Annotated in this window: 14 protein-coding genes; 5 read left to right on the top strand and 9 right to left on the bottom strand. The window is 70.3% G+C overall.

The genetic code is table 11. The annotated features are described in order from the left end of the window. Nucleotides 1-79: 79 nt before the first annotated feature. Both cgtA and proB read left to right on the top strand, forming a co-directional pair. Nucleotides 80-1153, top strand: coding sequence for an Obg family GTPase CgtA (cgtA, locus tag DY262_RS07585; RefSeq protein WP_116958333.1), 1074 nt, complete (start codon nt 80-82; stop codon nt 1151-1153). A 17-nt stretch (nt 1154-1170) separates the two neighbouring features. Then, on the top strand, nt 1171-2328 hold the full coding sequence (proB, locus tag DY262_RS07580) for a glutamate 5-kinase (RefSeq protein ID WP_116958332.1): 1158 nt from the start codon (nt 1171-1173) through the stop codon (nt 2326-2328). Between the two features lie 6 nt (nt 2329-2334). Here the strand turns inward: proB and DY262_RS07575 are convergent, their stop codons facing one another. Both DY262_RS07575 and DY262_RS07570 read right to left on the bottom strand, forming a co-directional pair. Further along, nucleotides 2335-2853, bottom strand: a complete 519-nt coding sequence (locus DY262_RS07575) for a CNP1-like family protein (RefSeq protein ID WP_116958331.1) — start codon at nt 2851-2853, stop codon at nt 2335-2337. Beyond that, complete coding sequence (locus DY262_RS07570; RefSeq protein ID WP_116958330.1) at nt 2850-3491, bottom strand: RNA pyrophosphohydrolase; 642 nt, start codon at nt 3489-3491, stop codon at nt 2850-2852. Before DY262_RS07570 ends, DY262_RS07575 begins: the two co-directional genes overlap by 4 nt. Nucleotides 3492-3659: 168 nt before the next feature. On the opposite strand from DY262_RS07570, the gene DY262_RS07565 reads away from it, so the two are divergent. Both DY262_RS07565 and DY262_RS07560 read left to right on the top strand, forming a co-directional pair. Further along, nucleotides 3660-5405, top strand: a complete 1746-nt coding sequence (locus DY262_RS07565; protein ID WP_116958329.1) for a proline--tRNA ligase — start codon at nt 3660-3662, stop codon at nt 5403-5405. Continuing rightward, entirely contained in the window at nt 5402-6031 is a 630-nt protein-coding gene (locus DY262_RS07560; protein ID WP_116958328.1) for a lytic transglycosylase domain-containing protein, read from the top strand. Before DY262_RS07565 ends, DY262_RS07560 begins: the two co-directional genes overlap by 4 nt. Nucleotides 6032-6037: 6 nt before the next feature. On the opposite strand, the gene DY262_RS07555 is transcribed toward DY262_RS07560, so the two are convergent. From DY262_RS07555 to hemA, 5 genes are all read right to left on the bottom strand, one after another. Then, nucleotides 6038-7045, bottom strand: a complete 1008-nt coding sequence (locus tag DY262_RS07555) for an AAA family ATPase (RefSeq protein ID WP_116958327.1) — start codon at nt 7043-7045, stop codon at nt 6038-6040. Nucleotides 7046-7212: 167 nt separating this feature from the next. After that, nucleotides 7213-7536, bottom strand: a complete 324-nt coding sequence (gene grxD / locus DY262_RS07550; protein ID WP_116958326.1) for a Grx4 family monothiol glutaredoxin — start codon at nt 7534-7536, stop codon at nt 7213-7215. Between the two features lie 43 nt (nt 7537-7579). Then, a complete protein-coding gene (gene prmC / locus DY262_RS07545) occupies nt 7580-8413 on the bottom strand; it encodes a peptide chain release factor N(5)-glutamine methyltransferase (RefSeq protein WP_116958325.1) in 834 nt (277 codons plus the stop codon). A 61-nt stretch (nt 8414-8474) separates the two neighbouring features. Continuing rightward, nucleotides 8475-9560, bottom strand: coding sequence for a peptide chain release factor 1 (gene prfA, locus DY262_RS07540; protein WP_116958324.1), 1086 nt, complete (start codon nt 9558-9560; stop codon nt 8475-8477). Between the two features lie 62 nt (nt 9561-9622). Beyond that, the gene (hemA, locus tag DY262_RS07535) at nt 9623-10915 is read right to left on the bottom strand and encodes a glutamyl-tRNA reductase (protein ID WP_116958323.1); all 1293 of its coding nucleotides are present in this window, start codon (nt 10913-10915) and stop codon (nt 9623-9625) included. A gap of 49 nt (nt 10916-10964) precedes the next feature. Here hemA and DY262_RS07530 point away from each other — a divergent pair, with 49 nt between their 5' ends. Then, nucleotides 10965-11225, top strand: coding sequence for a hypothetical protein (locus DY262_RS07530; RefSeq protein ID WP_116958322.1), 261 nt, complete (start codon nt 10965-10967; stop codon nt 11223-11225). A 103-nt stretch (nt 11226-11328) separates the two neighbouring features. Here the strand turns inward: DY262_RS07530 and ugpQ are convergent, their stop codons facing one another. Together ugpQ and DY262_RS07520 are read right to left on the bottom strand one after the other, a co-directional pair. After that, complete coding sequence (ugpQ, locus tag DY262_RS07525) at nt 11329-12072, bottom strand: glycerophosphodiester phosphodiesterase (RefSeq protein WP_116958321.1); 744 nt, start codon at nt 12070-12072, stop codon at nt 11329-11331. 2 nt (nt 12073-12074) lie between these two features. Beyond that, a complete protein-coding gene (locus DY262_RS07520) occupies nt 12075-13085 on the bottom strand; it encodes a sn-glycerol-3-phosphate import ATP-binding protein UgpC (RefSeq protein WP_116958320.1) in 1011 nt (336 codons plus the stop codon).

Genomic DNA, 13085 nt, shown 5'->3' with positions numbered 1-13085 from the left:
CCCGCACGATCCTCGCGCAAGGGGCCCGCGCATGCGGGCCTTTTTGTTGTCTTCGGGCTAGCATTCGCATTCAACCCCCATGAAGTTCGTTGATGAAGCCACCATCGACGTCGCCGCAGGCGATGGGGGGAATGGGTGCGCGTCGTTCCGGCACGAGAAGTACAAGGAGTTCGGCGGCCCCGATGGCGGGGACGGCGGGCGTGGTGGCCACGTGTTCATGCTGGCCGATGCGAGCCTGAATACCCTGGTGGACTTCCGCTACACCCGGCGCTTCGAAGCGCAGCGCGGCGAGCACGGCAAAGGCTCCGACATGTTCGGTGTCAAGGGCGATGATGTGGTGCTCAAGGTGCCGGTCGGCACCATCGTGTCCGACGCCGAGTCGGGCCAGGTGCTGTGCGAGCTGCTGCAGGCCGGTGAGCAGGTGATGATTGCCAAGGGCGGTGATGGCGGCTTTGGCAACATGCACTACAAGAGCTCCACCAACCGCGCGCCGCGGCAAAAGACGCCCGGCTGGCCTGGCGAACGCAAGGCGCTCAAGCTGGAGCTCAAAGTGCTGGCCGACGTGGGGCTGTTGGGCATGCCCAACGCGGGCAAATCCACCCTGATCGCCGCCATCTCCAACGCCCGACCCAAGATCGCCGACTACCCCTTCACCACCTTGCACCCCAACCTGGGCGTGGTGCGGGTGGGTCCCGAAAAGAGCTTCGTGGTGGCCGACGTGCCCGGCCTGATCGAGGGCGCGTCCGAGGGCGCGGGCCTGGGCCACCAGTTCCTGCGCCACCTGCAGCGCACGCGGCTGCTGCTGCACCTGGTGGATGCGGCGCCGTTCGACGAGGCCGTCGACCCGGTGGCGCAGGCCAGGGCGATCGTGGCCGAGCTCAAGAAGTTCGACCCCGAGCTGCACGCCAAGCCCCGCTGGCTGGTGCTCAACAAGGTGGACATGCTGCCGCCCGAAGAGCGCGAGGCCCGCGTCAAGGACATCGTCAAACGCCTGCGCTACAAGGGTCCGGTGTTCGAGATCTCGGCGCTGACGCGCGAGGGTTGTGAGCGGCTGGTGCAGAAGGCCTACGAGCATATCGAGGCACAGCGGCAGCAGGCCATCGGGCCCGTCGAGATCGATCCCCGTTTCGCGCCGGGCGGCGGCGACGACTGATCCGAATCCATCACACCATGAGCCAGGTCATCGATAGCACGGCCAGCGAAGCGGCCGACCTCGTGCGCCACGCGCGGCGCATCGTCGTCAAGGTGGGCTCCAGCCTGGTCACCAACGAAGGCCGGGGCCTGGACGAAGGGGCCATCGGCCACTGGAGCCAGCAGCTCGCGGCCCTCGTCCAGCAGGGGCGCGAGCTCATCATGGTGAGCAGCGGTGCCATCGCCGAGGGCATGAAGCGCCTGGGCTGGAGCAGGCGGCCGCACGAGATCAACGAACTGCAGGCCGCCGCCGCCGTGGGCCAGATGGGCCTGGTGCAGATGTATGAGACGCAGCTGCGCGCCTGCGGCGTTGGCAGTGCGCAGGTGCTGCTGACCCACGCCGACCTGGCCGACCGCGAACGCTACCTCAACGCCCGCTCAACCCTGCTGACGCTGCTGCAGCTCGGCGTCGTGCCCGTGATCAACGAGAACGACACGGTGGTCAACGACGAGATCAAGTTCGGCGACAACGACACGCTGGGCGCGCTCGTGGCCAATCTGGTCGAGGCCGACGTGCTGGTCATCCTCACCGACCAGAAGGGCCTCTACACCGCCGACCCGCGGCGCGATCCCGAGGCGCGCTTCGTGCACGTGGCGCGCGCGGGCGATCCGGCGCTGGAGGCCATGGCCGGTGGCGCAGGCAGTGGCATCGGCAAGGGCGGCATGATCACCAAGATCCTGGCCGCCAAGCGCGCGGCGGCGTCGGGCGCTTCCACGGTCATCGCCTGGGGGCGCGAACCCGACGTGCTGCTGCGCCTGTGCGCCGGCGAGGCCATCGGCACGGCCCTGGTCGCGCAGACGGCCAAACACCAGGCGCGCAAGCGCTGGATCTCGGACCATTTGCAGTTGCGCGGCGCGGTGGTGGTGGACGACGGCGCGGCGGCCAAGATCGCGCGCGAAGGCAAGAGCCTGTTGCCGATCGGCATGACCGCGGTGGAAGGCGACTTCTCGCGCGGCGACGTGATCGCGGTGCGCGATGCGCGTGGCCAGGAGGTGGCGCGCGGGTTGGCGAACTACGCCAGCTCGGAAGCGCGCCTGCTGTGCCGCAAGTCCTCGGCCGATTTCGAGCGCCTGCTGGGCTACGCCGCCGAGCCCGAGATGATCCACCGCGACAACCTGGTGCTCAGCCGGGGCTGAGCCGGCTCAGCGCAACCGGTAGGGGTGCTCGCCCCGCAGCGTCTGGAGGATCTGGCGCGGCGACCCGTTCGGGGCTCTCCCGTCGCACAGGCCGGACTGCGCGAGTTTCAGAGCGCGCCGGGTGCTGCCCCGCGTGTCCAGAGGCTGCCAGTCGTCCGAGGCGCTGGTGCGCCAGCTCGCGCTGTCCGGGTCCCAGCGGCCATAGACCTTGACCTCGGCCGCATTGCACCGCACCCCCTCGTAGAGCGCATTGAGGGCCCCGCTGCGGCTGCGCGCCACGAAGACGTAGCGCACCACACCATCGGCGCCCACGCTCAGCGTGTCCGGGTCGATGCCGTATTCGAAGGACGAGCGGTCTTCGATGTCGACGGTGACGAGCCGGTCGGTGCTGAAGCGCGCCGGCAGGGCCACCTCGCCCTCCTTCCAGGTTTCGGGTTCGCGGTACGGGTACTGGGCCCAGAGCGGGCCGCCCATGGAGGCCAGCGCGACGGCACAGGCCGCCGCGCGGAAGAACCGGCTGTTCATTTGGGGACGGCGCCCTCGGGGCGAATGCTGGGTTGGGGCCCGGGGTCGAAGCTGGCGCCGGGGGGCAGTTCCAGGCCGGGCGGCGCCTCGGTGGCGGGAAAGCCGTCGACCGGGCGATAGCCGCGCCCCGGGTGGTGGCGTGGGTAGCGGCCACGACCGCCCTCCTGGCGCGGGACGTAACGCGCCAGCTCGGTCAAGGCCATCTCGTAGACGCCGCGCTTGAATTCGACGACCACGTCCAGCGGCACCCAGTAGTCGTTCCAGCGCCAGGCGTCGAACTCGGGGTGGCTGGTGGCGCGCAGGTTCAGGTGCCAGTCCTGCGCGACGAGGCGCAGCAGGTACCAGATCTGCTTCTGCCCCTTGTAGTGGCCGCGGGCGTCCCGCCGGATGAAGCGGTCAGGCACTTCGTAGCGCAACCAGTCCTTCGTGCGGGCCACGATGGCCACGTGCTCGGGGCGCAGTCCGACTTCCTCGTGCAGTTCGCGGAACATCGCCTGTTCGGGCGTTTCACCGCGGTCGATGCCCCCTTGCGGGAACTGCCAGGAATGGGAGCGGATGCGCTTGCCCCAGAACACCTGGTTTTTCTGGTTGAGCAGAATGATGCCGACATTGGGCCTGAAGCCCTCTCTGTCAAGCATAATCAACCTCGATTTTTGAACTGCGACCATTATGCATCGCACCCCGCGCCCAGCGAAGTGATCGCACACCGCACGGCCCCGCGTCCCGCCTAGGGATATACCCGCAAGCGGTGCCGGCGCCACCCCTCCTGAACCCCCTTTCGCGCACCGCCCGGTGCAGGCCCCTTCATGAAAGCCAGCCAGTTCCTGATCACGACGCTCAAGGAAGCGCCTGCCGACGCCGAGGTGGTGAGCCACCGCCTCATGACCCGCGCCGGCATGATTCGCAAACTGGGAGCGGGCATCTACAACTACATGCCCATGGGGCTGCGCGTGATCCGCAAGGTCGAGCGGATCGTGCGCGAGGAGATGAACCGCGCCGGTGCCGTGGAGCTCACCATGCCGGTGGTGCAGCCGGCCGAGTTCTGGCAGGAGAGTGGCCGCTTCGAGAAGATGGGCCCCGAGCTGATGCGCGTGAAGGACCGCCACGACCGCGACTTCGTGGTGCAGCCCACGAGCGAGGAGGTGGTGACCGACATCGCGCGCCAGGAGCTGCGCAGCTACAAGCAGCTGCCCAAGAACCTGTACCAGATCCAGACCAAGTTCCGCGACGAACGCCGGCCGCGCTTCGGACTCATGCGTGGTCGCGAGTTCATCATGAAGGACGCCTACAGCTTCGACCGCGACGAAGCCAGCGCCAAGCGCAGCTACGAGGTGATGGCCCAGGCCTACCGCCGCATCTTCGACCGCTTTGGCCTGAAGTACCGCGCGGTCGCGGCCGACAGCGGCGCCATCGGCGGTGACCTGAGCGAGGAGTTCCAGGTGATCGCTGCCACCGGCGAGGACGCCATCGTCTACTGCCCCGGCAGCGATTACGCCGCCAACCTGGAAAAGGCCGAGGCGCTGGCGCCCCAGGGGCCGCGCCCCGCGCCGGCCAACCCACTGACGCGCACGCCCACCCCCGGCAAGAGCACCTGCGCCGACGTGGCGCAGTTCCTGGGCGTTCCGCTGGCCACCACGGTCAAGTCCATCGTCCTGGCCACCGACACGCTCGACGACGCCGGCGCGGTGAAAGCCTCCAAGGTGTGGCTGCTGCTGCTGCGCGGTGACCACGACATGAACGAAGTCAAGGTGGGCAAGGTGCCCGGCCTCGACCAGGGTTGGCGCTTCGCCACCCCGCCCGAGATCGAGTCGCACTTCGGCTGCCGCCCGGGCTACCTGGGCCCCATCGGGCTCAAGCGGCCGGTGGAGCTGGTGGTGGACCGGGAGGTCGCCGTCATGGCCGACTGGGTTTGTGGCGGCAACGAGGCCGACGTGCACCTCACCGGCGTGAACTGGGGCCGCGACCTGCCCGAGCCCACGCGCGTGGCCGACATCCGCAACATCGTCGAGGGTGACGCCTCGCCCGACGGCCAGGGCGTGCTGGCGATCGAGCGCGGCATCGAGATCGGCCACGTGTTCTACCTGGGCACCAAGTACAGCCGTTCGATGGCCGCCACCTTCCTCGACGAGGACGGCAAGCCCAAGCATTTCGAGATGGGCTGCTACGGCATCGGCATTACGCGCCTGCCGGCGGCGGCCATCGAACAGAACCACGACGAGCGCGGGATCATCTGGCCGGACGCGATCGCGCCGTTCACTGTGGTGGTGTGCCCGATCGGCATGGACCGCAGCCCGGAAGTCAAGGCCGCGGCGGACAATCTCTACTCCCAACTGCTGGAGCAAGGTGTGGATGTGATCCTGGACGACCGTGGAGAACGCCCCGGGGCGATGTTCGCCGACTGGGAGCTCATCGGCGTGCCCCACCGCATCACCCTGGGCGACCGGGGCGTGAAGGCCGGTCAGGCCGAGTACCAGCACCGGCGGGACAGCGCGGCCACGGCCGTGCCGCTGGCGGAAGTGGCGGCCCACGTGAAGGCCCGCCTAACGGCATGAACGCAGGCGGCTGGACCCGGCGCGACGGGCTGGCCGCCATGGCCGCTCTGGTGGGCGGGGCTTGGCTGCCGCCGGTTGCGCGGGCCGGCCAGCTGGAGGAGCCCCTGGCCGATTCCGTGCGCACGGCGCTGAGCGCGGCCGTCGCCAACGACACGCCTCCGGTACCCGAGTTCTTCGACACCGAGCGCCGGTTGGCCTATCTGCGCTGGCTGGGCGCCAACAGCGAGCGCCTGCGCCGCCGCAAGCCCGACTTCCAGACCCGCATCGAGTTTCTGCAAACCGTGTGGTACGAGACCCGCCGCGCGGGGCTGGACACCACCATGGTGCTGGGCCTGATCCAGGTGGAGAGCGGTTTCCGCAAGTTCGCCATCTCCAGCGTGGGCGCGCGCGGCTACATGCAGATCATGCCGTTCTGGTCGCGCCTCATCGGCGACGGCGATGTGGGCAGCCTGTTCCACATGCAGACCAACCTGCGCTTCGGCTGCGTGATCCTGCGGCACTACCTGGACCGCGAGCGCGGCAATGCCTTCATGGCCCTGGGTCGCTACAACGGCAGCCGCGGCAAGAGCGAGTACCCGAACGCCGTGCAGGCGGCGGCGCGCCAGTGGGCGCACCCCGACGCCTGAAACCCCCTACTGAAGGAAGCCGATGCGGCCCTTCGCCGGCCCGCCGCGTGGCAGGTCCTCGGGTTCGAGGCGGTAGCGCTGGTCCAGGCGCGCGTTGCCGAAGGCGGTGACGAGCGCGCGGCGCATGTCGCGCGGCGGCAGGCCGCCCAGCACGTCCAGCACGTCGGCGGGCACCTCGGGGTCAAAGCGCTGGCCCCAGTCGTGCTCGCCGCGGATGCCCCGGTAGAGGTTGGCCGCGATCTTGCGCGCCGCCTCGGGCGAGGGCGGCTGGATCTCGAACACGTTCATGCGGTTGAGGATGGGCTCGGGGATGGCGCGCTCGTCGTTGGCCGTGGTGACCCAGATCACCTGGCTGGCGTCGATCGCCACCTCGGCGAACTCGTCGACGAAGTGCTGCGCCGTGTCGTGTTCGAGCAGGCTGTAGAGCGCGCCCAGTGGGTCGTACTGCGCGTCGGCGCTGGCCTTGTCGATCTCGTCCACCACGATCACCGGGTTGGCGTACTGGCCATCCACCAGCGACTCGAACACCTTGCCGGGGCGGGCGCCCTTCCATTGGGACGAGGACCCCGACAGCAGCCAGCCGGCGGTCATGCTGCTCATGGGCACCAGGTTCATGCTGGTGCCCAGCAGGTCGGCGAGCTGGCGTGCGAAGTGGGTCTTGCCCACGCCGGGCGGGCCCAGCAGCAGCATCGGCGTCACCTCCAGGCTGTCGCGGCTGTCCTGGCTCAGGGCCACATGGCGTTTGACGTCGTCCAGGGCTTCGCCGAAGTTGGGCATGAGTTCATAGAGCGGCGCCATGTCGGGCAGGCCGGAGGGCTTGACGGCGAAGCGCTGCGAGCCGCGCTCGAGCATGCGCTGCCAGGTGTTGCGAAGGCCCTCGTGCTCGCGTTCGTTGCCGCTGGCCTGCAGTTTGGCCAGCTTGCGCTCGACTTCGTCCGTGTTGAACACGCTGCGCATCTGGGCGATGGGCAGGCCCAGGGGGGATGGCGCGACCAGGCTGCGTGAGCTGCTCATGGAACTCTCCTTCGAACGCGGCGGTGAGGACATTCAAGCACGGTGCGTGCCATTCCGGCTCGCTGATAAGGACCGGAAACAGCCCGCTGGCGTTCACTTTCGTGCAGAGCGTGCAAAAAGCACGAAGCCGCCCGGTGGGCGGCTTCGGTGGAGATACGGATGGGGGTTCAGTTCTGCGCGCTGAGTACCTGCTGCAGCTCGCCCGACTGGTACATCTCCATCATGATGTCCGAGCCGCCGATGAACTCACCCTTGACATAGAGCTGCGGGATGGTGGGCCAGTTGCTGTAGTCCTTGATGCCCTGGCGGATGGCGTCGTCTTCGAGCACGTTGACGGTGGTCAGCGTGCGGGGGTCCACGCCGCAGGCCTTGAGGATCTGGATCGCTCGGCCCGAGAAGCCGCACATGGGGAAGCTGGCGCTGCCCTTCATGAAGAGCACGATGTCGTGGGATTTGACCAGTTGGTCGATGCGGGTCTGGGTGTCGCTCATGTCGTGGTCCTGCTGGCGGGGCGCACCCCGGTAAGAAAGGGAATTATCGCGCCGCCGGCCAGCGCCCGCCGCTGCAGCGCACGATGCCCGCCAGGTCGGTGCGGCCACCCACGGCCTCGAAGCCGGCGGCGCGCAGCAGGGCCTGCACCGCTTCGGCCTGGTCGTGGCCGTGTTCGAGCAGCAGCCAGCCGCCCGGCGTCAGGGCGCCCGGGGCCTGGGCCACGATGGCCCGGATGTCGTCCAGCCCGTCGGCGCCCGAGACCAGGGCCGACAGCGGCTCGTGGCGCAGGGCCGCCAGGTGCGGGTCGCCGGCGGCGATGTAGGGCGGGTTGCTGACGATGAGCTCGAAACGCTCGCCAGGCACGGCGGCCAGCCAGGCGCCGGCCGCGAAGCGCGGGCTCAGGCCCAGGCGCTGGGCGTTGTCGCGCGCCAGGGACAGGGCGGCCTCGCTGGCGTCGGTGGCGGTCAGGCGCAGGCCAGGCGCGGCGTGCAGCAGGGCCAGGGCGATGGCGCCGCTGCCGGTGCCCAGGTCGATGGCCCGGGCATCGGGCGGCAGGCCGGCCAGCAATTCCAGCGCCCAGTCGACCAGGGTTTCCGTGTCGGGGCGCGGGGCGAGGGCGCGCGGGTCGGACCGCAGCACCAGGCCGTGGAAGCCCTGCTCGCCGCGCAGGTAGGCCATGGGTTCGCCGTCGCGGTGGCGTCGGGCGAGCGCAGCCAGACGGGTACGGGCGCTGTCGTCCAGCGTGAGTTCGTCGTGCGCTGCGAGCCAGGCGCGGGCCTGCGGGTCGCGGCCCAGGGCCAGCAGCAGCAACTGCTGGGCCTCCAGGCGCGGCACGCCGCTGGTCACCAGGGCGCGCAAGGTGTCGGCGATGGTCACGGGATGGCCCTCCGCGCTGCGCACCGCGGAGCTGAGCGGCTTGGGACCGGCGCGGTGGCGCTCACGCCGCCGCCTGTTCCAGTTCGGCCAGCAGCTCGGCGCCGCGCGCCACCTGCAAAGCGTGCACCACCTCGTCGAGTTCCCCCTCCAGCACGCTGCCCAACTGGTAAAGCGTCAGGTTGATGCGGTGGTCGGTGAGCCGGCCCTGCGGGAAGTTGTAGGTGCGGATGCGGTCGCTGCGGTCGCCGCTGCCGATCAGGCCCTTGCGCGTGGCAGCTTCCTTGGCGGCGCGCTCGGCGCGGTCCTTTTCGCGCAGCCGCGCGGCCAGCACCTGCAGGGCCTTGGCCTTGTTGGCGTGCTGGCTGCGGCCGTCCTGGCATTCGGCGGTGATGCCCGTGGGCAGGTGCGTCACGCGCACGGCCGAGTCGGTCTTGTTGATGTGCTGGCCGCCCGCGCCACTGGCGCGGAAGGTGTCGATGCGCAGCTCGGCCGGGTTGAGCTCGATGGTGGCGGCCTCGTCGGGCTCGGGCATGACGGCCACGGTGGCGGCGCTGGTGTGGATGCGGCCCTGGCTTTCGGTGGCGGGCACGCGCTGCACGCGATGGCCGCCCGATTCGAAGCGCAGCCGCCCGTAGGCGCCGTCGCCGTCGATGCGCAGCACCACCTCCTTGTAGCCGCCCAGTTCGCTGGGCGATTCGCTCATGAGCTCGACGCGCCAGCCCTGGCGCTCGGCGTAGCGGCTGTACATGCGGGCCAGGTCGCCGGCGAACAGGGCCGATTCGTCGCCGCCAGCGCCGGCCCGGATCTCCAGGAAGGCCGGCCGGGCGTCGTCGGGGTCGCGCGGCAGCAGCAGGGTCTGCAGCTGGCCGTCCAGCGCGGACAGGTCGGCGGCGCAAGCGGCGATCTCCTCTTGCGCCATGGCGGCCATCTCGGGGTCGCGCAGCAGGTCCCGCGCGGCCTGCTCGTCGGCTTCGCGGGCGAGGAAGCGGTCGAACACGGCCACCACCTCGCTGGCCTCGGCGTGCTCCCGGCTCAGGGAACGAAAGCGCGCGATGTCTTCCACCACGTCGGGCGCCGAGAGCAGGGCGTCGAGTTCGTGGAGGCGGGCGCGCTGTTTCAGCAGGGCGTGGCGGACGAAGGGTTTCATGGGCGGTGCCCGGCCGAAGCGCCCGTGGCTGGACGCGCCACGGCCACCGCGCGCCGGGCGGGCTAGGAGCGGGGGTCTTGGGGCGGCCGGCCGTCGCGCAGGAACAGGCGCGAGACGGTTTCGGCCGTGGCCGCGCGCGCGGCGGCGTCGCCGCTGTGCAGCTCGGCCAGGGTGCCGTGCAGCATCTTCTGGGTGAGGCCTTTGGAGAGTGCTTCCAGCACGGCCTCCACGGGCTCGCCGCGCGCCAGCAGGCGCCTGGCGCGGCCGAGTTCGTGGGCGCGCCAGGCGTCGGCCTGGGCGTTGATCTGCTGGATCAGCGGCACCACGCCGTTGGCCGGGTCGCGCCGCTCCATCCAGTGCATGAAGCTCAGCACGCCGGCGTCGATGATGGCCTCGGCCTGCGCCACGGCGGCCAGGCGGTTGTCCTTGCCGGTCTGCACCACGGTGGCGAGGTCGTCCACGGTGTAGAGGTAGACGTCGTCGAGCGCCTTCACCTCGGCCTCGATATCGCGCGGCACCGCCAGGTCGACCATGAACATGGGGCGGTGCTTGCGCTTCTTCAGCGCGCGCTCCACCGCGCCCAGGCCGATCAGCGGCAGGGTGCTGGCGGTGCAGCTCACCACCACGTCGAACTCATGCAGGTGTTCGGGCAGATCGGCCAGGCGCATCACCTGGGCGCCGAAGCGGCTGGCCAGCTTCTCGCCACGCTCCATGCTGCGGTTGGCGATGGCCATGGCCCGGGGCGTCTTGGCCGCGAAGTGGGTGGCGGCGAGTTCGATCATCTCGCCCGCGCCGACGAACAGCACGCGCACTTCGCGCAGGTCCTCGAACAGTTGCGAGGCCAGGCGCACGGCGGCGGCCGTCATGCTGATGGAGTGCGCGCCGATCTCGGTGGAGCTGCGCACCTGCTTGGCCACGGCGAAGGAGCGCTGGAACAGCTGGTGCAGCGTGGTGCCCAGGGCGCCGGCCTCGTCGGCGGCGCGCACCGCGTCCTTCATCTGACCCAGGATCTGGGCCTCGCCCAGCACCATGCTGTCCAGGCCGCTGGCCACGCGAAAGGCGTGGCGCGCGGACTGGTCGTCGCGCAGCACGTAGGCGTGGTCGCGCAGCACCTGGGTGCTCACGCCACCGGCCTGGGCCAGCCAGTCCAGGGTGGGGTCCAGCACGGCCGGGTCGCCCGCGCCGTAGAGCTCGGTGCGGTTGCAGGTGGACAGCAGGGTGGCCTCGGGCTGGCGCGGCAGGGCGCTGCGCAGGGTGTGCAGGGTGGGCTGGATCTGGTCGAGCGCGAACGCGAAACGGCCCCGCAGATCGAGCGGGGCCGTCTGGTGGTTGATGCCGAGCGTCCAGACAGACATAGCCCGGATTATAAAATTTGTTGCTTATGGACGGCCTTGATCCTTCTCAATGACGCCGGCACTGCTTCTGGGGCATGTGCTGGGCCTGATCGCGCCGGCCGTCGGGGTGGCGCTGGTGCTGTGGTTGGGCCTGCGGCTGCGCCGCGCCGGGCGCTTCGGACGCGGCACACAACTGGCCGTGCTGGCCACTGCTGGCGTGCTGGTGCTGCTGGCCGGGCTGATCGCCTTCGGCCGCGACGGCAAGGTGGCGACCTACGCCGCCCTGGTGCTGGCGCAGGGCAGCCTGGCCTGGTGGCTGCGGGGCCGATAAGGGTCCCCCCGCGCTTCGTGCGACCCCTGACGGCAACACCAGTGGCTCGGCGAAGCCGGTTCCACGGTGCCCCTGGGTTCGACCGCTTCTCGCGCCCCGCTTCTCAGGTGCTGGGCGCCAGCAGGTCGACGCGGTCCGTGATGATCCCGTCCAGCCCCAGGTCGATCAGCCGCTGGGCCGCCCATTCGTCGTTCACCGTGTAGGCCAGGGTGCGCCAGCCCTCGGCACGGGCCAGGTCCACCAAGGCCCGGTCCCACAGGGCGTGGTTGCACACCAGGGCCACGCAGCCCAGGTCGCGGGCCACGCGCTGCCAGCCATCCCAGGGGGTGTCCAGCAGCAGGCCACGCGGCAGTTCGGGGGCCGTCTCCCGCGCGCCTTGCAGCGATTCGGGGCGGAAAGAGGTCAGCAGCGGCGGGTCGCCTGGCTGGCCGGCCCACAGGCGCCGCGCCTCGGCGGCCACGGCGCGGCCGGTGGCCAGTTCCTGCCCCGGCGTGGGCTTGATCTCGATGTTGAGCCAGTGCCGCTGCGCCTGGCAGTGGCGCGCCAGCGCCTCCAGCGTGCACGGCGGCTCGCCCGCGAAGGCGCGCGAATGCCAGCCGCCGGCGTCGAGCCGGCTCAGCTCGGCCCAGGGCCGATCGCCGGCCAGGCCGTGGCCGTTGGTGGTGCGCTCCAGCGTGGCGTCGTGCAGCAGGAAGACCACGCCGTCGGCGCTGAGCTTGGCGTCGCACTCGTACATGCGGTAGCCGTGCGCCGCGCCCAGGCGGAAGGCCGCCAGGGTGTTTTCCGGCGCCAGCTTGCCGGCGCCGCGGTGCGCGATCCAGCGCGGGTAGGGCCAGGGGGCGGCCACGCTCAGGCCTCGACCCGCTGGCCGGACGCCGCGTCGAACCAGTGCAGCCGGTCCTCGCGCGGGCGGGCGTGGATGGTGCTGCCCACGGCCGGCGCGCCCTCGTCTTCGTGCGTGCGGATGATCACGGCCTCATCGCCCAGGCGGCAGTGCACCAGGCGCTCGGCGCCCAGCAGCTCCACCGTCTCCACCTGCAGCGCCCAGCCCTCGGGGCCGATGTCCAGGTGCTCGGGGCGGATGCCCAGGAGGCGGCCCTCGCGCCCGCCCGGGGCCTGCTTGAGCAGGTTCATGGGCGGCGAGCCGATGAAGCTGGCCACGAAGGTGGTGGCCGGGCGGTTGTAGACCTCTTCCGGCGTACCGAACTGCTCCATGTGGCCGGCGTTCATCACGATCATGCGCTGCGCCAGCGTCATGGCCTCCACCTGGTCGTGGGTGACGAACAGGCTGGTGATGCCCAGTTCGCGGTGCAGCTTCTGGATTTCGATGCGCGTCTGCGCGCGCAGCTTGGCGTCCAGGTTGGACAGCGGCTCGTCGAACAGGAAGACCTGCGGCTGGCGCACGATGGCGCGGCCCATGGCCACGCGCTGGCGCTGCCCGCCCGAGAGCTGGCGCGGCTTGCGCTCCAGCAGGTGGCCCAGTTCCAGGATCTGGGCGGCCTTGTCCACGCGCGCCTTGATCTCGTCCTTGGGCACCTTGGCGATCTTCAGGCCGTAGGCCATGTTGTCGAACACGCTCATGTGCGGGTAGAGCGCGTAGTTCTGGAACACCATGGCGATGTCGCGCTCGGCCGGCTCCAGTTGATTGACCACGCGCGGGCCGATACAGATCTCGCCGCCCGTGACCTCCTCCAGGCCGGCGACCATGCGCAGCAGCGTGCTCTTGCCGCAGCCCGAGGGGCCGACGATGACGATGAACTCGCCATCGGCGATGTCGGCGCTCACGCCGTGGATCACCTGCAGGGATTGCTTGCCCTGTCGGTATTGCTTGATGACGTTCTTGAATTGCAGCGTTGCCAT

Source organism: Hydrogenophaga borbori, assembly GCF_003417535.1.
GTDB classification, from domain to species: domain Bacteria; phylum Pseudomonadota; class Gammaproteobacteria; order Burkholderiales; family Burkholderiaceae_C; genus Hydrogenophaga; species Hydrogenophaga borbori.
The sequence above is the reverse complement of the archived record's forward strand: the minus strand, read 5'-3'. Positions and strand labels throughout refer to the sequence as shown.